This window comes from Kitasatospora sp. NPDC089797 (assembly GCF_040684795.1).
Taxonomy (GTDB): domain Bacteria; phylum Actinomycetota; class Actinomycetes; order Streptomycetales; family Streptomycetaceae; genus Kitasatospora.
Genome location: NZ_JBFBGS010000063.1, coordinates 36,071 through 56,083 on the forward strand (window position 1 = coordinate 36,071; position 20,013 = coordinate 56,083).

Consider the following 20,013-nt stretch of genomic DNA (forward strand, 5'->3'; position numbering starts at 1 on the left):
GGCGTCTGCGACCATGGTCGGGTGACAGAGATCGGGCGAGGCACGTTCAGCGAGGAGACCTTCTTCGAGCAGGTCGGCGGTGAGCCGACCTTCCGGCTGCTGACCCGGCGCTTCTACGAGGGCGTCGCCTCGGACCCGTTGCTGCGGCCGATGTACCCCGAGGAGGACCTCGGCCCGGCCGAGGAGCGGATGGCGCTGTTCCTGATGCAGTACTGGGGCGGCCCGCGCACCTACAGCGACCACCGCGGCCACCCGCGCCTGCGGATGCGGCACGCGCCGTTCAAGGTCGACAAGGCCGCGCACGACGCCTGGCTGACCCACATGCGGGCCGCCGTGGCCGGCCTGGAACTGCCCGCCGAGCACGAGCGGCAGCTGCTCGACTACCTGGTCTACGCCGCCGCCTCGATGATCAACACCCCCGGCTGAGCCGGCTCTCGATCCGCCCGGGCCACGGCTCAAAGTTCGAGGCTCCGAGGCCGGACCCTAGCGCAGCGGGCTGAGCCCCAGCCCCGCACCCGGCGCGGCCGCCGTCCGCACCACCACCGAGCCCGCCGGGGCGCTCAACCGCAGCCAGCCGCCCGCCCGGTGCACCGACAGCGGGGCACCCGGCTTCAGGAAACCGATCACGTACGCGGCGTGCGCCGCGCGCAGCGGCAGTTCCGGCAGCACCCCGACCGGCCGGGACCAGATCTCGTCCGCCAGTCGGTCCAGCACCGCGCGGCTGCGGTGGTGAGCCGGCACGGCCTCGCTGCGCTCGCGGAACTCCCGCACGCCGGCCATCAGTTCGGGGTACACCTCGGCCACCGGCGGGGTCCCCACCGGCCGCCAGCCGGCCCGCGGCGGCAGCAGCCCGGCCCAGGCCGGGCCGGTGACCGGCGCGGGCAGCGCCACGGCGCCCGCCTCGGTGTCCACGCCGTCCAGCAACTGGCCCGCCGAGACGGTCAGGTCGACCGGCTCGTCCAGGCCGCCCAGCCGGGCGGTGCGGATCGCCAGTGCGCCCGAGCCGCCGAGCGGCAGCCGGCCGAAGACCGCCAGCACGCCGTCCTCGCCGGCCGGGCCGACCGCCTGCAACCGCACGGCCGCCGCCTTGTCGAAGCGCAGCAGGCGCAGCAGGAAGCCGGCCAGGTCGGCGGCCTCACCGGTGTCGGTCAGGGCGAGACGGGCGGTGACGGTCACAGCGGCTCAGCTCGAATCAGGTGCTCGGTCCGGGGATCCAGGGACTTTCAGACTGCCGCGCCGACCGGGGCCTCGTCCATGAAGCGGGAGAGGAACTCCCGCTCCACCGGGGAGATCCGGCGCGGCCGGCCCTCGGCCAGGTCGTAGGGCACGACCACGGTGGAGGCCCGGACGTACACCGTCTCGGAGCCGTCCTCGTGGACGTCCTTGATGTCGTAGGAGACGGTCAGCGAGGCGCTGCCGATGCGCGTCACCCGGGTCTCGATGGTGACCGGCTCCGGCCGGTGCACCAGCGGACGCTTGTAGTCGATCTCGTGGCGGGCCACCACCGAACCGCCCGCGAACTCCCCGGCCCCGGCCTCGGCGGCCTGGGTGAACATGAAGTCGATCCGGGCCTCCTCCAGGTAGCGCAGGAAGACCACGTTGTTGACGTGCCCGAAGGCGTCCATGTCGGACCAGCGCAGCGGGCAGGCGTAGATGTGGCGAGCCACGGGTGTTCTCCTCGGTGTCCGGTCCGCCCGCCGCCGAACCTCGGTGACGGGCCGCGGCCCGGCAGGCCGCCCCGGGGGGCAGTCTGCCGGGCCGTCGTGACAGCTGGGTGTCAGCCTCGGGTCAGCTTCTTGTACGTGGCCCGGTGCGGACGGGCGGCGTCGGCGCCCAGTCGCTCGATCTTGTTCTTCTCGTAGGACTCGAAGTTGCCCTCGAACCAGAACCACTTGCTCTCGCCCTCGTAGGCGAGGATGTGGGTGGCCACTCGGTCCAGGAACCAGCGGTCGTGGGAGATGACCACGGCGCAACCGGGGAACTCCAGCAGGGCGTTCTCCAGGGAGGAGAGCGTCTCGACGTCGAGGTCGTTGGTGGGCTCGTCGAGGAGCAGCAGGTTGCCGCCCTGCTTGAGGGTGAGCGCCAGGTTCAGGCGGTTGCGCTCACCGCCGGAGAGCACGCCGGCCGGCTTCTGCTGGTCCGGGCCCTTGAAGCCGAACGCCGACACGTAGGCGCGGGACGGCATCTCGACCTGGCCGACGTTGATCCAGTCCAGACCGTCGGAGACGACCTCCCAGAGGGTCTTCTTCGGGTCGATGTTGGAGCGGGTCTGGTCGACGTAGCTGATCTTGACCGTCTCGCCGACCTTGACCGTGCCGCTGTCCGGGGTCTCCAGGTCCTGGAGCATCTTGAACAGGGTGGTCTTGCCGGCGCCGTTCGGGCCGATGATGCCGACGATGCCGTTGCGCGGCAGGGTGAAGCTCAGGTCGTCGATCAGGACCTTCTCGCCGAAGGCCTTGTTGAGGTTCTCGACCTCGATGACGACGCTGCCGAGGCGCGGGCCCGGCGGGATCTGGATCTCCTCGAAGTCCAGCTTCCGCATCTTGTCGGCCTCGGCCGCCATCTCCTCGTAACGGGCGAGGCGGGCCTTGGACTTCGCCTGGCGGCCCTTGGCGTTGGAGCGGACCCACTCCAGCTCCTCCTTGAGCCGCTTGGCGCGCTTGGCGTCCTTCTGGCCCTCGACCTTGAGACGGGACTGCTTGGTCTCGAGGTAGGTGGAGTAGTTGCCCTCGTACGGGTAGGCGCGGCCGCGGTCGAGCTCCAGGATCCACTCGGCCACGTTGTCCAGGAAGTACCGGTCGTGGGTGACGGCCACGACGGTGCCCTTGTACTTCTCCAGGTGCTGCTCCAGCCAGTTCACCGACTCGGCGTCCAGGTGGTTGGTGGGCTCGTCGAGCAGCAGCAGGTCGGGGGCCTCGAGCAGCAGCTTGCAGAGCGCGACGCGGCGCTTCTCGCCACCGGAGAGCTTGGTGACCGGCCAGTCGCCGGGCGGGCAGCCCAGGGCGTCCATGGCCTGCTCCAGCTGGGCGTCCAGGTCCCACGCCTCGGCGTGGTCCAGGTCCTCCTGGAGCTTGCCCATCTCGTCCAGCAGGGCGTCCGAGTAGTCGGTCGCCATCAGCTCGGCGATCTCGTTGAAGCGGTTGAGCTTCCCCTTGATCTCCTTGACGCCGTCCTCGACGTTCTCCAGGACCGTCTTGGTCTCGTCGAGCGGCGGCTCCTGGAGCAGCATGCCGACGGTGAAGCCGGGCGAGAGGAAGGCGTCGCCGTTGGAGGGCTGCTCCAGGCCGGCCATCATCTTCAGCACCGTGGACTTACCGGCACCGTTGGGGCCCACGACGCCGATCTTCGCTCCGGGGAGGAAGCTGAGCGTCACGTCGTCAAGGATGACCTTGTCTCCGTGCGCCTTGCGCACCTTGCGCATCGTGTAGATGTATTCCGCCACGTGAGATCGCTCCGGCGTCGTCGGGAGTATTCGTCTTGCAGCGTTCCATTGTGCCGCACCCGGCCGGGAGCCCCGAACCGCCCAGGTGACCCCCACCGGGGTATCGCCGGCGGCGCCCGGTCCCGGGCCACCCCGCCGGGGCCGGTGCGGGCGGCACGACGGCCCGGGAAACGCGACGGCCCGGTTCCCCGCAGCAGGTGCGGGGAACCGGGCCGGTCCCGTCCGTCAGGGCCTCAGGGGGTCAGCGCCCCCCGTGCCCGGCTCGGGCGGTTCAGGCGGTGGTGCGACCGTGACGGCCACGGCGGCGCAGGACGAAGACCGCGGCGCCACCGGCCACGACCAGGCCACCGGCGACGGCGGCGAGGATCGGGGTGGAGTCATTGGCACCGGTCTGGGCCAGGCCACCGGTGCCCGGCGCGGCGCTGGTGGTCGACGGGGCCGGGTGGGCGCCACCGGCGCTCGGGGTGCCCGAGGGGGTGGCCGACGGAGTGGTGGTGCCGGTGGTGGCCGGGGTGCTCGGCGCGGAGGACGGGTTGCCGGTACCGGTCTTGCAGTCCAGCACGCCCTCGAAGTCGCGGCTGTAGCCGTTCGGGCCGGTCACGGTGATCTTGTAACCGCTCTTCTCGGCGACCGGGACGAGCACGCTCTCGGTCTTGCCCGGCTGGACGGTCAGCTGCTGCTTGCCGACCGTGACGGTGCCGGCCTCGTCACCGCCGTTGGTGACCGAGACCCGCACGCCGTTGTTGGCGCACTCGACCTTGGCGGTGCTGTCGATCAGCGCGCCCTTGCCCTGCTTCCAGGTGGCCTTGGCGCCCGTGGAGACGCTGACCTTGCTGGAGCCCGCCAGGATCATGGTCTGGCTGTGGTTCTCGGCGGTGTAGCCCTTGCTGAGGAACACGCGACCGCTGGGCACCACGGTGGAGACGTCGGCCTTGAGGGCCAGCGAGCCGTCCGGGGTGCCGGCCGGGACGTCCAGGAACAGCTGGGTGTCCTTGGCGACCGGCCCGGCCAGGGTGGCGCCGACCGGCTTGCCGTCCTTGTCGACCAGCTTGGCCTTGTCGGCGGCGTCGCCGGTGACGGCGAACTTGACCTCGTTGGCGCTGGAGTTGAGGACGAACGGGCCGAGCTTGCTGCCGGACTTGCCGGAGACGGAGTCCGGGGTGAGGCTCAGCGACGGCTTGGGCTCGGCGGCGATGCCCTTGTTGGCGCCGCCGATCAGGTAGTCGCGCAGCTTGGTGGCCGCGTCGCTGTGCGGGGTGGCGTTCTTGCCGTCGGAGAACTTCCAGATCGCGGCCTGGGTGCCGGCCGCAGCGTCCTCGGCGGTCAGGCCGGGGATCTTGAGGGAGGCGGAGAGCGAGCTCTCCGACACCTTCGGGTAGGAGTTCTCCAGGATCCAGCGGATCTTGGAGGCCGGCTCCGCGCGGTCGGGGCGACCGAGCGAGCTCGCCGACCAGTCCGACTCCTGGTACTGGGTCTTCTTCCTGATGTCCACCGGGAAGCCGAAGTCGATGCAGTAGGTCTTCAGCTCACCGTCGGCGGTCTTGAGCGTGAACAGACCGGCGTCGTAGGTGCCGCCGTCGACGTCGACCTTCTCGCCGAAGATCGAGTTCTGCACCACCGCGGACACGCCCGAAGCCGGGGCGTCCGCCGCGGCTGCCGCACCGGCCGCGAACAGACCGCCGCCCAGCGCGACGCTGGTCGTGGCCATGACAGTGGCTATGCGGGACAGACCCCGCCCCTGCCTCTTGAACATCTGGGATCCCTCCGGGCCAGGCCGCTCCGAGTGGGCAGCCCGCCGACTTGCCGTGCCGCGCGTGCCCCCTGTGGCACTGCTGCGGGTATGAACCAAACGAATCCTATTGAGCCCCGGAGGCCCCGAAACCCCCATGCGAAATCAGGACGATTCCGTATCTGGATCGTTATCAACCCCCTCAGGTTCCACACAAGCTGACGCCCCGACAGAATCTCCTCGCGACTTTCCGTTATCCGGTCGAGATTGCGCGTGCGGGCGCAATGACCTTCTCGATCAACATATTTGTCGACAGGTACGGTCACCCGACCGTCAGCCCGTCACCACCTGGACTTCACCTCCACGTTCCCCCTCGGACACCCCCTCCTGCTGCTCCGCCGCCGTCCTCCCGCCCGGTGGCAGCGCGAGCGGACGGGGCGCCGCCGCCACCGCCGGGGCCCGGCGCGACTCCAGTGCGTCGACGATCCATCCGGGCACCGGCTCCGCCGCGGCCTCCGCCCCGACCGGCGCCACCGCGCCCGACGGCTGCCCGCGCACGCCCGTCGCCCAGCGGAACGCCGAGGTGCCGCGGGTGAGATCGTGCCCGACCGAACGGGCATTGATCTCGGCCCGACTGCGCTTCACCTCGCCTTCCGTCCACTCCCGCACCCGCAGACGGCCCGTCACCACCACCGGATCGCCCTTGGCGAGCGAACCGATCAGGTTCACCGCGAGCGCCCGCCAGGCCGTCACCCTCAGCCACTGCGTCTCGCCGTCCACCCAGCGCTCGTGCTCCCGGTCGTAGCGCCGCTCGGTGCAGCCCAGTTGGAAGTTCGCCATCGGCACCCCGCCGGCGGTTTCCCCGTAGCTCACCTCCGTCACGACATTGCCGAGCACCGTCACATGCGTCTCGCTCACGGCCCGCCCTCCGTTCTCCGCTTCTCGCCGAACCACCGCAGGAAATCGAGCGGTGCGAGTCGAGAGTGCGCCCCGGAAGAAATCCCGGCCACCGGGTTCCGAAATCCTGTGGACAACTCCTGGGCCGATCGGCAGGGTGAATTACGGCAGTCACTCACAGGGGTGAATTTGGGCCTTCGTACACCGCCGGGCCGCCTGCTCTTCGCGCTCATGACAACAAACCGGCAGATCGCGGCCCCGGACGGGGCCCGACGGAAGACCCGTGCCGAGCCGTCCGCGCACGTCATCCGACCGGAGCAAGCCGAATACGACCCCCCACCCGCACCGGCGGCGGGACATTCTCCGTGTCGAATCCATAACGGGTGGGGAGGCAGCCCCGTAACGAGTGCACAACGTCCGGCCCGGAACTGTCCCAGACCGCTGCACACACGGCCTCCACCTGCGATTATCGGACCGCTCCACCGAACCGACACACCAACGACGGTGCCGTCGCACCCGGCCGAGGAACTGGGCACCCTTATCCTGTCCCCGACAGGGCGAGGGCCCACCGAGCCCCACCCCCACCCTCAGGTGCGGGGCCGGACTACGCGCGTCCCCAACGCTCGTCGCCCGATCCCGGCCACGGTCGCGCCCGTCAGGGCGCCGCCCGTCCCGCCCCCATAGCTCAGCGGATAGAGCACCCGCCTTCTAAGCGGTAGGTCGCAGGTTCGAATCCTGCTGGGGGCACCACCCTGCAATTCCGCAGGCCACCGGACATGTGAACACTTTCCGTGGCCGTTTCGGACCTCCGGGTAATCCCGCACGCACCGCGCATAAGCCGTGACAATGCGTGTCGTGCCCCGCCGCGAAAGCCGGGCCGAACGGAACATCCGGAATTACGGGCGAATCCCCCACCCTTGAACGAAACAGCCCGGTTCGAACACCCCGGACCGAACACCCCGGGCCGGGCGGAAGCGGGCCGGAAAACCGGCCGGCGGTGCCCGTGGGGCCGCCGCCCCGAGCCGCCCTAAACCGCCGGATCCGCCGACCCGGCAGGCACCGCCGACCCCGCCAGCCCCGCCAGATAGGCGTCCAGCAGGTCGACCTGCCGCCCGGGCGGGAACTCCGCCGGGGCGAACAGCGACTGCACCACCAGCCCCAGCACGAAGGCCTGCGCCCCCGCCGCGAGCCCGGCGGGGTCGGCCCCGGCCGGGAGCTGGCCGAGCCGCTGGGCGTCCGCGACGTGGCCGGTGAGCGCCACCCGCGAGCGGGCGTAGCGCCCCGCGTGCGCGGCCGCCAGCTCCGAGTCCGCCAGCGCGACGTCCCAGGAGCCGACCCAGATCCGGTTGCCGGATTCGCTCGCCTCGTCCAGCGGCAGCACGTCGAGCAGCGCGGCCCGCAGCCGGGCCAGCCCCGCGGGCGGCGGCGGGGAGCCGTCGGCGGGGGCCAGCCGGCGCGGCCGGGCGGCGGAGCGGCGGTCCAGCTCCTCCAGGGCGTGGCTCAACAGGGCCCGCTTGTTCGGGAAGTAGTGCGTCAGCAGGCCCGTGGAGGCCCCCAGTTCGGCCGCCACCGCGCGCAACGTGAGCCCCTCGAAACCCCGGGTGGAGAGCACCCGCCACACCCCCTCGGAGACTTCCGAGCGGCGGGCTTCATGGTCTCCACGGGCAGGCGTCATGGGGGCTATCGTACATACCAAACGTTTGTTATGAATGGTGCCCGACAGCTCCCCGCACCACCCGCGAAAGGCCCGCCCGTGTTTTCCGTCCCGCTCACCGAGAACGCCGAACTGCGCCCGCTGGAGCCCTGGCAGGCCCCCGAGTTCCTGGCCCACATCGACCGCGCCCGCGCCCACACCGACCCGTGGATCCCGTGGGCCACCCGCTCCACCGACCTCGACTCGGCCCGGGCCACCCTCCAGCGCTACGCCGACGGCCAGGCCGCCGACACCAGCCGGATCTACGGCATCTGGCGGGACGGCACGCTGGTCGGCGGCGTGATGTTCGTGCACTTCGACACCAGGAGCGGCAACTGCGAGATCGGCGCCTGGACCGAGCCGGCCGGCCAGGGCGGCGGGCTGATCACCGCCGCCGTCCGGCAGTTGCTCGACTACGCCTTCACCACCCGGGGCCTGCACCGCGCCGAGTGGTGGTGCTCGGCCGCCAACGCCCGCAGCCGGGCCGTGGCCGAGCGGGTCGGCATGCGGCGGGACGGCGTGCTGCGCGAGTGGTTCCTGCACGACGGCGTCCGCCACGACAAGGAGATCTGGGCGGTCCTGGCCCCGGAGTGGGCCGCCGCCCGGGCCTGACCGTCCGTCGGAGGTGCCCGACCCCGGGCCGGTCCGCCTCCCGGCCCGGGGGTCCGGCCGCCCCGGACTCCGGGAGCCGCCCCCGGGCCGGGGCGTGGCCCGCCGACCCGGCCTGACAGAGTGGGCGCACCACGACCGACCGGAGGTGCGCATGGACCAGCCGCTGCTCACGCGGGACCGCTCCGCCCTGCCCGTCCGGGCCGAGGGCCTGAACGCCTACGTCGGCGCGGACGGCGTCGCGGTCCTGGAGTTCGCCCGCCCGCACCGCCGCAACGCGGTGACCCTGGAGATCTGGCAGGCGCTGCCCGAGGTGCTGGACCGGCTGGCCCTGCACGAGGGCGTGCGCGTCCTGCTGCTGACCGGCGCCGGGAACACCTTCAGCGCGGGCGCCGACATCGCCGAACTCGCCGAGGTGTACGGCGATCCGAAGCGCGCGGACGCCTACCACGAGGTCAACGTGGCCGCCGAGGAGGCGCTCGCGGCCTTCCCCCACCCGACCCTCGCGGTGGTGCACGGCGCCTGCGTGGGCGGCGGCTGCCAGTTGGCCGTCGCCTGCGACCTGCGCTTCGTCGCCGAGGACGCCCGGCTGGGGATCACCCCGGCCAAGCTCGGCGTGGTCTACCCGGCGGTGCCGACCCTGCGCCTGGCCCGGCTGGTCGGCCCGGCCCGGGCCAAGTACCTGCTGTTCTCGGGCGAGTTGGTGCGCGGCGTGGACGCGTTGCCGCTGGGCCTGGCGGAGCGGGTCCTGCCGGACGCCGAACTGGACGCCACCGCACTGGAGTTCGCCCGGGTGCTGACCGGCCGCTCGACCCAGACCATCGGCGCCGTCAAGGCCGCGCTGGCCGTCCCGGCGGAGCGGGCGGCCGAGGCGCTGGAGCCCTGGGAGCGGCGCTCACGGGAGGCCTCGGACGTGCACGAGGGGCTGGCCGCCTTCCTGGCGGGCCGCCCGGCACGGTTCTGACCCTGCACGGTTCTGACCCGGCGCGGTCGGCGCGGTGCCGACCCGGCGCCCCGACGGCGCCCCGGACGGCGAGGCCGACGACTCACGTACGATCATCCGACCGACACACCGAGCCGTCCCCTCCCTACCCGACTCCCTCCCGATTCCCTTCCGACTCCCTCCCGACCGGAGCACCCACCCCGATGACCGCCGAGGCCACGACCGCCCCCACCAGCCGGACGATCTGGGCCCGCCGGGTCACCGACGGCGTCGAGCCGAAGAACGTGATCATCGCGGTCTGCCTGCTGATCGGCGCCCTCCGCTACGGCTGGGCCGGCCTCGGCTGGGCCGCGTTCGCCGCGCTGTTCGCGGCCGTCATCCCGACCCTGTTCATCCAGCGCGGGATCCGCAAGGGCACCCTGGAGGACCGGCACGTCGGCCACCGGCAGCGCCGGCTGACCGTCATCCCGTTCATCATGGGCTCGGTCGCGGTCAGCTTCGCGGTGATGATCCTGGCCCACGCCCCGCGCGACCTCACCGCGATGGTGGCGGCGATGTTCGCCTCGCTGGTGCCGATCCTGGTGATCACCGTCTGGTGGAAGGTCTCGGTGCACACCGCCGTCGCCGGCGGCGCGGCGGCCTGCCTGGGCATCGCGCTCGGCCCGCTGTGGCTGCTGCTCTACCCGCTGGTCGCGGTGATCGGCTGGTCCCGGGTGGTGCTGCGGGACCACACCACCGCGCAGACGGTCGTCGGCGCGCTGGTGGGCTCCGTCACCGCCGGGCTCACCTTCTGGCTGACCCGGTAGGAGCGGGCCGGCCGGCGGGCCGCGGTCAGCGGATCGGCATCCCCGAGATCGCCCGGGCGATGACCAGCCGCTGGATCTCGCTGGTCCCCTCGAAGATCGAGTAGATCGCGCTGTCCCGGTGCATCCGCTCCACCGGGTACTCCCGGGTGAAGCCGTTGCCGCCGAGGATCTGCATCGCCTGCGCGGTGACGAACTTGGCGGTCTCGCCCGCGTACAGCTTGGACATCGAGCCCTCGGCCGCGGTGAACGGCTGGTTGTTGGCCGCCATCCAGGACGCCCGCCACACCAGCAGCCGGGCCGCGTCGATCCGGGTCCGCATGTCGGCGAGCTGGAAGGCCACGCCCTGGTTGTCGATGATCGGACGGCCGAACTGCTCCCGGGTCCTCGCGTAGTCCAGCGCCACCTCGTAGGCGGCCCGGGCGATGCCGATCGCCTGCGCGCCGACGGCCGGGCGGGAGGCCTCGAAGGTGGCCATCGCCGCGTTGCCCCTGCCGCCGGCCCGCTTGGCGCCCTCGCGGGCCCGGGCCAGCCGCTCGTCCAGCTTCTCCTTGCCGCCGAGCAGGCAGCTGCCGGGCACCCGGACGCCGTCGAGCACCACCTCGGCGGTGTGCGAGGCGCGGATGCCGTGCTTCTTGAACTTCTGGCCCTGGCTCAGCCCCGGGGTGCCCGGCGGGACGACGAACGAGGCGTGCCCGCGGGTGCCCAGCTCCGGGTCGACACTGGCCACCACGACGTGCACGGCGGCTATCCCGCCGTTGGTGGCCCAGGTCTTGGTGCCGTTCAGCACCCACTCGTCCTTGGCCTCGTCGTAGACGGCCCGGGTGCGCAGCGCGCCCACGTCCGAGCCGGCGTCCGGCTCGGAGGAGCAGAAGGCGGCCACCTTGACGTCCTCCGGGGTGCCGAACATCTGCGGGGTCCAGGTGCCGATCTGCTCGTCGGTGCCGTTGGCGAGCACCGCGACGGCGGCCAGCGTGGTGCCGACGATGGCCAGCCCGATGCCCGCGTCGCCCCAGAACAGCTCCTCCATGGCGATCGGGATGCCGACGCCGGAGGGGTCGAAGTACTGCTGGGCGTAGAAGTCCAGCGAGTAGATGCCCAGCTTGGCGGCCTCCTGGATGACCGGCCAGGGGGTCTCCTCGCGCTCGTCCCACTCGGCCGCGGCGGGACGGACGACGTCGGCGGCGAAGCCGTGCAGCCAGTCGCGTACGGCGAGCTGGTCCGCGCCCGGGTCCAGCGAGAACGTGCTGCTCATGGTGGGGCCTCCGCAGAAGGGACGACGACGCAGGGTGCGGCCGCTGGGGCACGGCCGCCGGAACGCGACCGCAGGGTGCGACCCAGCCGACCCACCGGGGTGTTACCCCCGGTAACATCGTCGGAGTCTGCTACTGATTGGTAACCGCTGTCAACGCCCAGACCACCCCCGATCCGAGGAGCAGCGCATGTCCCGAGAGCCCCGCCGCGAGCAGCTGCTCAACGCCGCCGACCGGGTCATCCAGCGCGAGGGGCCGAGCGCCAGCATGAACGCCATCGCCGCCGAGGCCGGCATCACCAAGCCGATCCTCTACCGGCACTTCGGCGACCGGAACGGCCTGATCAGAGCCCTGACCGAGCGCCACACCGGCGGCCTGCTCACCGCCGTCCGGGCCGCCCTGGCCGAACCGCTGGAACGCCGCGACCGGGTCGAACACGTCCTGGACACCTACCTCGCCGGGATCGAGGCCCGCCCCCAGGTCTACCGGCTGCTCACCCACCCCGAGCCCGGCGACCCGAGCGGCGCCGGCAACGCCCTCGCCCCCGCCCTGCGGCAGATCGCCGAGGAGATCACCCGGGCCGTGCAGCACCAGGTCGACCTCGGCGCCGACCGCGACCTGCTCGCCGAGGCCTGGGGCCGCGGCATCACCGGCATGGTGCTGGCCGCCGGGGACTGGTGGCTGGAGACCAGGCCCTGCTCGCGCACCCGCATGGTGCAGGCCCTGGCCGACCTGCTCTGGGGGCGCCTGGCAGCCGCCGCCGACCTGCCGACCGCCGTGCTGCCGACCGCCCCCGCCGAACCGAACGGCGACTGAACTCCCCGCCCGCACAAGCTCCTTGTCCGACACGCGCCGCCCCTTCCCGGGCGCCCGGCGCCCTTGTGCGGCACCCGGACCACCGGCATCATCGGGGCCCCACTCCCCCGCCGTGCGAGGTCCTCGATGCGCCTGCGCCGCACCGCCGTCGCCCTGCTGCTCGCCGTCACCGCCGCCCTGACCGCCGCCCCGGCCTCGGCCTCACCCCGGGACGGACACCCGGTGCCCTTCCCCACCGGAACGGCCACCGCCCCGGACGGCCGCACCGCCCTCACCGACGCCCGCGGCCGGCAGCTCCGACTGCGCGGCGTCAACCTCGACAAGTACGCCGAGGCCACCCCGGCCGACCTCGACGCCGTCGCCGCACAGGGGTTCACGCTGGTCCGGCTGCCGGTCTCCTGGACCAGGCTGGAACCCGAACGCGGCCGGCTCGACCCCGTCGAACTGCGTCGGATCCGACAACTCCTCGACCGCGCCGACCAGCTGGGCCTGCTCGTGCTGGTCGACTTCCACCAGGACGTCTACGGGCCCGAGTTCGTCGGCGGCACCGGCGGCATCCCCGCCTGGGCCACCCGCGACGACGGACTGCCGTTCACCCCCGACCCGGACGACTGGTTCGCCGGCTACTTCCAGCCCGCCGTCCAGGCCGCCTTCCGCCACCTCTACGACGACCCCGACCTGCGCCGCTGGCAGGCCGACTTCTACACCCGGCTCGCCCGCGAACTGCGCGGCCACCGCTCCCTGTTGGGCTACGACCTGTTCAACGAGCCGTTCGGCCCGGTGGCCGGCGACCCGGCCGACCCGGCCGTGCTCGCCGCCGCCTCCGCCGACCTGGAGCGGGGCCGGCTCGCCGACATGTACCGCCGCCTGATCGCCGCCGTCCGCCGGGTGGACTCCCGCGCCTGGCTGTTCGTCGAACCGACGGTCCTGGTCGGTCAGGGCGTGCCCACCGCACTGCCCGGTTTCGGCGACCCCCGCCCCGGCGCGCCCCGGCTCGGCTACGCCCCGCACTTCTACGACACCGCGGTGGAGAACGGCGCCGACTGGAACCCCGCCGACGGCTTCGTCGAGCAGTACACCGCCGCGATCACCGGCTACCCGGCCGCCCACCGGCTGCCCGTCCTGGTCGGCGAGTGGGGGCCGCCGAACCCCCGCACCCCGGGCAACACCGCACTGGTGCGCCGCCAGGTCGCCGCGATGGACGGCTTCGCCGAGGGCTGGACCCTCTGGTACTGGTGCCGCGGCACCGGCGGCTACTGCGCGCTCGACCCCGCCGGCCACCCCGCCCCCGGCGACGAACCCGCCTTCGGCCCCTACCCGTCGGCCGTCGCCGGCACGGACGTCCGCACCGACGGCCGCACGGTCGGCTGGACGGCCGACGGCACCGGGCACCCCAGCGAACTCGTCCTGCCGCCCGCCGCGTTCCCGCGCGGCGCCCGGGTCGAGGTCTCCCCCGCCGACGCCCGGACCGAGGTCGACCAGCCCGTGGGCGGACGCGCGGGCACCGTCCGGATCCGGCTCCCGCACACCCGCCCGGGCACTCCGGTGACGGTCCGCCTCACCGCACGGTGAGGCCCTGGTCCAGGCCCCGGCGGGCCAGCAGCGGCGCGGTGTCCGGCGCCCGGCCGACCACCGCGCGGAAGGACTCCAGCGGGTCCCGGCTGAACCCGCGCGCCAGCAGCTCGCGCCGGAACAGCTCGCCGCTCTCCCGCACCGACCGCCCGTTGCCCCCGAACCACTCCACGGTGTCCGCGTCCAGCACCTCCGACCAGATGTAGGCGTAGTACCCGGCGCTGTAGCCGCTGGAGAAGATGTGCTGGAAGTACGGCGTGCGGTAGCGCGGCGGGATCGCCGGGACGGCGATCCCGGCCTCCGCCAGCGCCCGCGCCTCGAACTCCTCGGCGTCCGCGACCCGGTGGCCCGCCGGCAGGGTGTGCCAGGCCCAGTCCAGCAGAGTCGCCGCCAGGTACTCCACGGTCCGGTAGCCCTGCCCGAAGCCCTCGGCGGCGGTCATCCGCTCGACCAGCGCGGCCGGCAGCGGCTCACCGGTCTCGTGGTGGCGGGCGTAGTTGGCCAGCACCTCGGGCCGGACCATCCACATCTCGTTGACCTGCGAGGGGAACTCCACGAAGTCCCGCGGCACCGACGTGCCCGCGAACAGCGGGTAGGTGACGTCCGAGAACAGGCCGTGCAGCGCGTGCCCGAACTCGTGGAACATCGTGCGCACCTCGTCCCAGCTGAGCAGCGCCGGCTCACCGGGCGCCGGCCGCGGGATGTTGAGGTTGTTCAGCACCACCGGCCGCCGCCCGGTCAGCCCGGACTGGCCGACCAGCTCGTCCATCCAGGCCCCGCCGCGCTTGGACGCCCGGGCGTGGAAGTCGCCGATGAACAGGCCCAGCGGGCTGCCGTCCTGCTCGAACACCTCGAAGACCCGGGCGTCCGGGTGGTGCGCCGTCAGCTCCGGCCGCTCGGTGAAGGTCAGCCCGTAGGCGAGCCCGGCGGCGAAGAACACGCCGTCCCGCAGCACCCGTTCCAGCTCGAAGTACGGGCGCAACGCCGCCGCGTCCACCTGGTAGGAGGCCTGCCGGACCTTCTCCGAGTAGTACGCCCAGTCGTGCGCGGCGATCTCCCCGATCCCGTCCGCGGCCGCCACCTTGGCCAGCTCGGCGGCCTCCCGGCGGGCGTTCGCCAGCGCGGGCTCGACCAGCCGCGCGAGCAGGCCGGACACCGCCTCCACCGTGCCGGCCGTCTCGTCCGCCACCACGTACGCGGCGTGGCTCGGGTGGCCCAGCAGCGCCGCCCGCTCGGCGCGCAGCTCGGCCAGCCGGATCGCCGGCGGGCCGTTCTCCGCCACCCCCCGGCCCAGTGAGGCCGCGAGCAGCCGCTCGCGCACCGAACGGTCGCTGAGCTGGGCCAGTTCGGGCTGGTGGGAGGGGCTCTTCAGGCTCAGCACGTACCGGCCCGGGTGGCCGAGCACCCGGGCGTTCTCCGCCGCACCGGCGATCGCGCCCTCGGAGAGCCCGGCCAGCTCCTCGGCGGTGTCCACCACCAGGGCGGCGGCCCGGGTCGCCGTGTTCACGTTCTGCTGGAACGTGGTGGCCAGCGCGGCGAGTTCGGCGTTCAGCTCGCGCAGCCGGGTCTGCTCGGCCGTGCCCAGCCGGGCGCCGGAGCGGACGAACGCGGTGTACCAGCGCTCCAGCAGCCGCAGCGACTCCGGGTCCAGCCCCAGCCCGGCCCGCTGCCCGTGCAGCGCCTCGACCCGGGCGAACAGCTCCTGGTCGAGGTGGATCGCGTCGTGGTGGGCGGCGAGCAGCGGACTGACCGTCGCCTCCACCTCGTCCAGCAGCTCGGTGGTGTCGGAGGAGGACTGGTTGCGGAACACGGCGTCCACCCGGCGCAGCAGCTCGCCCGAGCGCTCCAGGGCCACCAGGGTGTTCTCGAAGGTCGGCCCGCCGGGGGTGCCGGTGATCGCCGCGATCTCGGCCAGCTGCTCGGCCATGCCGCGCTCGTAGGCGGGCAGGTAGTGCTCCTCCCGGATCTCGGCGTAGGGAGGCAGTCCACCGACCAGGGGGCCGGCCGCGAAGAACGGGTTCTCGGTCATTTCGCCGACCCTACGCGGTGTCGTCCCGCGTGCCCATACGCCCCGGGTCGTCGTTGTCAGACCCACCCGTTAACGTCGACGGCGCAGACCCGCGGGCCCGTACGCCCGCACCCCGTCCGCACACCCGACCGCCTCCCGGAGAGGAGCTGCCCGCCGTGGCCCCCAGAACCGCCCTCGCGCCCGACCCGCACGGCCCCGGCGGCCGCCTCCAGCCGCTGGACGACGCCGGCCGCCCGCTCGGCCCGCCGGAGGCCGTCCGCGACCTCGCCGCGGCCGTCGCCGCCCGGGAGGCCGCGGACCGGCCGCGCTGGGTCTGGGCCGCCGCCGAGTCCGGGTACGCCCCGCTGCTGCCCCGGCTGCCCGACCGGCTCGCCCGCTGCCACGACCTCCGCCTGGTCGAGGCCCTGCTGCTGGGCCACGAGGGCCGCTTCGGCGCGCCGCGCTCGCTCGGCGCCGCCTGGGCCCGGCTGCGCGGCCTGCCCGTCCCGGACGACCTGCCCGAGCCCGGGCCGGCCGACGCGGACGACGGGCAGGACACCCTGTTCGCCCCCGACCGGCTGCAACTGCCGCCCGGGGCCGACCCGTTGGCCGCCGTGGTCGCCGTGCACGCCGACCAGCAGCAGCGGATCGCCGCCATCACCGACCCGGCCGCCCGGCAGCGGTTCCGGCTGCTGGTCGCGGCCGAATCGGCCGGCGCCCTGGTCGCCGCCGAGATCGCCCGCGACGGCCTGCCCTGGCGCTCCGACGTCCACGACGGGCTGCTCACCGACCTGCTCGGCCCCCGGCCCACCCTCCCCGGCGCCCAGCCCAAACTGCTCGCCGACCTCGCCGTCGAACTCCAACAGGCCCTCGGCGCGAAGCAGTTCAACCCCGACTCGCACACCCAGGTGCTGCGGGCCTTCGCCGAGGCCGGCATCCAGCTCGGCTCCACCCGCTCCTGGGAGCTCAAGGGCGTCGACCACCCGGCCGCCCGGCTGCTGGTCCGCTACAAGGAGCTGGCCCGGATCCACGTCGCCCACGGCTGGGCCTGGCAGGACGCCTGGGCCCGCGGCGGCCGCTTCCGGCCCGAGTACGTGGTCGGCGGCGTGGTCTCCGGCCGCTGGGCCAGCCGCGGCGGCGGCGCCCTGCAGATCCCGCGCATCCTGCGCCGCGCCGTGGTCGCGGACCCGGGCTGGGTGCTGGTGGTCGCCGACGCCGCCCAGCTGGAGCCCCGGGTGCTCGCCGCGCTCTCCCAGGACGCCGGGCTGGCCCGCACCGCCGCCGGCGGCGACCTCTACGAGGCGCTCGCCGCCAGTGCCTTCCAGGGCGACCGCGACAAGGCCAAGCTCGGCCTGCTCGGCGCCATGTACGGGCAGACCAGCGGCGACATCGGCCCGCTGCTGAACACCCTGCGCCGCCGCTACCCGGCCGCGATGGGCTACGTCGAGGCCGCCGCCCGCACCGGCGAGGACGGCGGCGTGGTCACCTCCCGGCTCGGCCGGGTCTGCCCGCCCGCCTCCGCCGCCTTCCTCGACCTCACCGAGGCGGACACGGGCGGCGAGGACGGCGGCCGCACCGCCCGCGCCCGCGGCCGGTTCACCCGCAACTTCGTCATCCAGGCCAGCGCCGCCGACTGGGCGCTGGCCCTGCTGGCGGCGCTGCGCCGGCGGCTGAACGCCCTGCCGACGGCCGTCCCGTCGGACCGCCCGCACCTGGTGTTCTTCCAGCACGACGAGGTGATCGTGCACACCCCGGCCAACCTGGCCGACGAGGTGGCCGGCGCCGTCGCCGAGGCCGCCGACGAGGCCCGGCGGCTGGTGTTCGGCGACACCCCGGTGCGCTTCCCGCTCAGCACCGCGGTGGTGGACTGCTACGCGGACGCCAAGTAGCCGGTCCTACCCGAGCTTCCGGAACGTCCGCGCGTCCTCGGCCGCCGCGACCACCTCGGCCAGCCCGGCCCCGGTCGAGGCGATGACGGCGGCGGCCACCGCGCCCTCCACGAACGGCGCGTCCACCAGCCGCACGTCCGGCCTGGGGTCGTCCTCCAGCACGGTCAGGGCGGTGAGCACCGAACTGCCGAGGTCCGGCAGCACCACCACGCCCGCCCCGCCGTCCGCCGCCGCGATCGCCCCGGCGATCAGCTCGTAGCTGGTGCCGATCCCGCCGTCCTCCGTCCCGGCCGCGACCGCCACCCGCACGCCGTCCGGGGCGAGTTCGCCGAGCAGCTCGCGCAGCCCGGCGGCCAGCCCCGCGCTGTGCGACACCAGCACGATGCCCACGTGTTCGCTCATACGGCCGACCCTACGGCCCCATCCCACTACGCCGGGAGAGTGACCCGAATCCCGCGTGTCGGATCCCGTGCCCGTACCCCCCGTCTGGCGTAGCGTCGGGCCCAGGCTGTTGCGTCCGCACCACGGTCACCCGCGGTCACCCAAGGGAGCGAAGAGCGTTGAAGAAACTGATCAACACCCCGGAGAGCGTCCTGGAGGACGCCCTGGCCGGAGTCGCCGCCGCCCACCCCGAGCTGACGGTGGACATCCCCAACCGGGTGATCACCCGGGCCGCCCGCCCGGCCGGGCCCAAGGTCGCGCTGATCTCCGGCGGCGGCTCCGGCCACGAGCCGCTGCACGGCGGTTTCGTCGGCCCGGGCATGCTCGACGCCGCCTGCCCGGGCGAGGTGTTCACCTCCCCCGTCCCGGACCAGATGCTGGCCGCCGCCAAGGCGGTGGAGAACGGCGCCGGGGTGGTCTTCGTGGTGAAGAACTACACCGGCGACGTGATGAACTTCGAGCTCGCCGCCGAACTCGCCGCCGAGGAGGGCCTGGAGGTCCGCACCGTCCTGGTCAACGACGACGTCGCGGTCGAGGACTCGACCTGGACGGCCGGCCGCCGGGGCACCGGCGCGACCGTCCTGGTCGAGAAGACGGCCGGCGCGCTCGCCGAACGCGGCGCCGGCCTGGACGAGGTGGCCGCCCTCGGCGAGCGGGTCAACGCCGCCTCCCGCTCCTTCGCGATCGCGCTCACCGCGGCCACCGTCCCGGCCGCCGGGAAGCCCGGCTTCGACCTGCCCGCGGACGAGATCGAGGTCGGCGTCGGCATCCACGGCGAGCCCGGCCGCCGCCGCGAGAAGCTCCGCCCGGCCCGCGAACTGGCCGCCGAGGTGGTCGAGACCATCCTCACCGACCACCACCTGACCCCCGGCGACGAGGTGATCGCCCTGCTCAACGGCCTCGGCGCGACCCCCCTGCTGGAGCTGTACGTGGTCTACGGCGAGGTCGCCGCCCGGCTCGCCGAGCGCGGCATCACGGTGGTCCGCAGCCTGGTCGGCAACTACGTCACCAGCCTCGACATGGCGGGCTTCTCGCTCACCCTCACCAAGGCCGACGCCCAACTCCTGGACCTCTGGGACGCCCCGGTCGACACCCCCGCCCTCAAGCGGGCCTGAAGGGAGACGGCATGGACTTCGACACCCCGCTCGCCGAGGCCTGGATCCGCGCGATCGCCGCGGCCGTCGAGGCGCAGCAGGCCCGGCTCACCGACCTCGACTCCGCGATCGGCGACGGCGACCACGGCAGCAACCTCCGGCGCGGCTTCGACGCCGCCCGCACCGCCCTGGACGACCTCCGTCCGGTCGGCCCCGGCGCCGTCCTCACCAAGACCGGCACCACCCTCATCTCCAAGGTCGGCGGCGCCTCCGGCCCCCTGTAAGGCAAGGCCTTCCGCGCCGTCGGCGCCGCCCTGCCCGGGCCGTCGGCCGACCCGACCGCCCTCGCCGAAGCCCTGGCGGCCGGCCTGGACGCGATCCGCGCCCTCGGCCGGGCCGAACCCGGCGACAAGACCATCGTGGACGCCTGGACCCCCGCCGTCGCCGCCTTCCGCACCGCCGCAGCCTCCGGCGCCACCCTCCCCGCAGCCGCCACAGCCGCCGCCGAAGCCGCCGAACAGGGCGCCCTGGACACCACCCCCCTCCGCGCCCGCAAGGGCCGCGCCTCCTACCTCGGCGACCGCAGCACCGGCCACCAGGACCCGGGCGCCACCTCCACCGCCCTACTCTTCCGCACCCTCGCCGACACCCTCACCCCCGCCTGACCCACCCCAAACCCGCACCCACCCGCACCCACCCACCCCCAGCACCCACCCACCCACCCCCTCCCCCACCCAGGCGAGAGGGACGCGCTGCGGGAGGGGGCGGTGGAGGGGGTGGGTGCGGAGAGGGGCGTGACGGGTGATTTTCAGACTGCCAACGGC

17 protein-coding genes, 1 tRNA gene and 1 pseudogene are annotated in these 20,013 nt (G+C 73.7%); 10 read left to right on the forward strand and 9 right to left on the reverse strand.

Features of this window, described 5'->3' with window-relative positions:
- The first annotated feature begins 21 nt into the window (after positions 1-21).
- The gene (locus tag AB0O91_RS35780) at positions 22-426 is read left to right on the forward strand and encodes a globin (protein ID WP_363442187.1); all 405 of its coding nucleotides are present in this window, start codon (positions 22-24) and stop codon (positions 424-426) included.
- 57 nt (positions 427-483) lie between these two features.
- Here AB0O91_RS35780 and AB0O91_RS35785 read toward each other — a convergent pair whose 3' ends face one another.
- The 5 genes from AB0O91_RS35785 to AB0O91_RS35805 all read right to left on the reverse strand — a co-directional run bounded on the left by AB0O91_RS35785 (position 484) and on the right by AB0O91_RS35805 (position 6,089).
- Complete coding sequence (locus AB0O91_RS35785; protein ID WP_363442189.1) at positions 484-1,176, reverse strand: hypothetical protein; 693 nt, start codon at positions 1,174-1,176, stop codon at positions 484-486.
- Positions 1,177-1,223: 47 nt separating this feature from the next.
- Positions 1,224-1,667 (reverse strand): thioesterase family protein, encoded by a 444-nt coding sequence (locus AB0O91_RS35790; protein WP_363442191.1) that lies wholly within the window; start codon positions 1,665-1,667, stop codon positions 1,224-1,226.
- A gap of 110 nt (positions 1,668-1,777) precedes the next feature.
- Positions 1,778-3,442, reverse strand: a complete 1,665-nt coding sequence (gene ettA, locus AB0O91_RS35795; protein ID WP_363442193.1) for an energy-dependent translational throttle protein EttA — start codon at positions 3,440-3,442, stop codon at positions 1,778-1,780.
- 271 nt (positions 3,443-3,713) lie between these two features.
- Positions 3,714-5,150: a Cys-Gln thioester bond-forming surface protein gene (locus AB0O91_RS35800; protein WP_363442194.1), complete on the reverse strand. Its 1,437-nt coding sequence runs from the start codon at positions 5,148-5,150 to the stop codon at positions 3,714-3,716.
- 354 nt (positions 5,151-5,504) lie between these two features.
- Positions 5,505-6,089, reverse strand: a complete 585-nt coding sequence (locus AB0O91_RS35805) for a single-stranded DNA-binding protein (RefSeq protein WP_363442196.1) — start codon at positions 6,087-6,089, stop codon at positions 5,505-5,507.
- Positions 6,090-6,742: 653 nt separating this feature from the next.
- On the opposite strand from AB0O91_RS35805, the gene AB0O91_RS35810 reads away from it, so the two are divergent.
- Positions 6,743-6,818 (forward strand) — tRNA-Arg (locus tag AB0O91_RS35810).
- Between the two features lie 277 nt (positions 6,819-7,095).
- Here the strand turns inward: AB0O91_RS35810 and AB0O91_RS35815 are convergent.
- Complete coding sequence (locus tag AB0O91_RS35815; protein ID WP_363442197.1) at positions 7,096-7,743, reverse strand: TetR/AcrR family transcriptional regulator; 648 nt, start codon at positions 7,741-7,743, stop codon at positions 7,096-7,098.
- A 78-nt stretch (positions 7,744-7,821) separates the two neighbouring features.
- On the opposite strand from AB0O91_RS35815, the gene AB0O91_RS35820 reads away from it, so the two are divergent.
- The 3 genes from AB0O91_RS35820 (at position 7,822) to AB0O91_RS35830 (ending at position 10,119) form a co-directional block, all read left to right on the forward strand.
- Positions 7,822-8,373, forward strand: coding sequence for a GNAT family protein (locus AB0O91_RS35820; RefSeq protein ID WP_363442199.1), 552 nt, complete (start codon positions 7,822-7,824; stop codon positions 8,371-8,373).
- Positions 8,374-8,524: 151 nt separating this feature from the next.
- Positions 8,525-9,334: an enoyl-CoA hydratase/isomerase family protein gene (locus tag AB0O91_RS35825; protein WP_363442200.1), complete on the forward strand. Its 810-nt coding sequence runs from the start codon at positions 8,525-8,527 to the stop codon at positions 9,332-9,334.
- A 182-nt stretch (positions 9,335-9,516) separates the two neighbouring features.
- Positions 9,517-10,119: a hypothetical protein gene (locus AB0O91_RS35830; RefSeq protein WP_363442202.1), complete on the forward strand. Its 603-nt coding sequence runs from the start codon at positions 9,517-9,519 to the stop codon at positions 10,117-10,119.
- 25 nt (positions 10,120-10,144) lie between these two features.
- Here AB0O91_RS35830 and AB0O91_RS35835 read toward each other — a convergent pair whose 3' ends face one another.
- Positions 10,145-11,371, reverse strand: a complete 1,227-nt coding sequence (locus AB0O91_RS35835; protein ID WP_363442204.1) for an acyl-CoA dehydrogenase family protein — start codon at positions 11,369-11,371, stop codon at positions 10,145-10,147.
- A 187-nt stretch (positions 11,372-11,558) separates the two neighbouring features.
- On the opposite strand from AB0O91_RS35835, the gene AB0O91_RS35840 reads away from it, so the two are divergent.
- Together AB0O91_RS35840 and AB0O91_RS35845 are read left to right on the forward strand one after the other, a co-directional pair.
- Positions 11,559-12,185 (forward strand): TetR family transcriptional regulator, encoded by a 627-nt coding sequence (locus AB0O91_RS35840; protein WP_363442206.1) that lies wholly within the window; start codon positions 11,559-11,561, stop codon positions 12,183-12,185.
- 126 nt (positions 12,186-12,311) lie between these two features.
- On the forward strand, positions 12,312-13,757 hold the full coding sequence (locus AB0O91_RS35845) for a cellulase family glycosylhydrolase (protein WP_363442207.1): 1,446 nt from the start codon (positions 12,312-12,314) through the stop codon (positions 13,755-13,757).
- On the opposite strand, the gene AB0O91_RS35850 is transcribed toward AB0O91_RS35845, so the two are convergent.
- Positions 13,744-15,786, reverse strand: a complete 2,043-nt coding sequence (locus tag AB0O91_RS35850; RefSeq protein WP_363442209.1) for a M3 family metallopeptidase — start codon at positions 15,784-15,786, stop codon at positions 13,744-13,746. The two genes, AB0O91_RS35845 and AB0O91_RS35850, sit on opposite strands and share 14 nt — an antisense overlap.
- A gap of 155 nt (positions 15,787-15,941) precedes the next feature.
- Here AB0O91_RS35850 and AB0O91_RS35855 point away from each other — a divergent pair, with 155 nt between their 5' ends.
- The gene (locus AB0O91_RS35855; protein ID WP_363442210.1) at positions 15,942-17,654 is read left to right on the forward strand and encodes a bifunctional 3'-5' exonuclease/DNA polymerase; all 1,713 of its coding nucleotides are present in this window, start codon (positions 15,942-15,944) and stop codon (positions 17,652-17,654) included.
- A 6-nt stretch (positions 17,655-17,660) separates the two neighbouring features.
- Here the strand turns inward: AB0O91_RS35855 and dhaM are convergent, their stop codons facing one another.
- Positions 17,661-18,056 carry a dihydroxyacetone kinase phosphoryl donor subunit DhaM gene (gene dhaM / locus AB0O91_RS35860; protein ID WP_363442212.1) on the reverse strand — a complete coding sequence of 132 codons (396 nt, stop codon included), beginning with the start codon at positions 18,054-18,056 and terminating at the stop codon, positions 17,661-17,663.
- A 158-nt stretch (positions 18,057-18,214) separates the two neighbouring features.
- Here dhaM and dhaK point away from each other — a divergent pair, with 158 nt between their 5' ends.
- Positions 18,215-19,210: a dihydroxyacetone kinase subunit DhaK gene (dhaK, locus tag AB0O91_RS35865; protein ID WP_363442214.1), complete on the forward strand. Its 996-nt coding sequence runs from the start codon at positions 18,215-18,217 to the stop codon at positions 19,208-19,210.
- An 11-nt stretch (positions 19,211-19,221) separates the two neighbouring features.
- A pseudogene (gene dhaL / locus AB0O91_RS35870) lies at positions 19,222-19,854 on the forward strand (dihydroxyacetone kinase subunit DhaL).
- Positions 19,855-20,013: the final 159 nt, after the last annotated feature.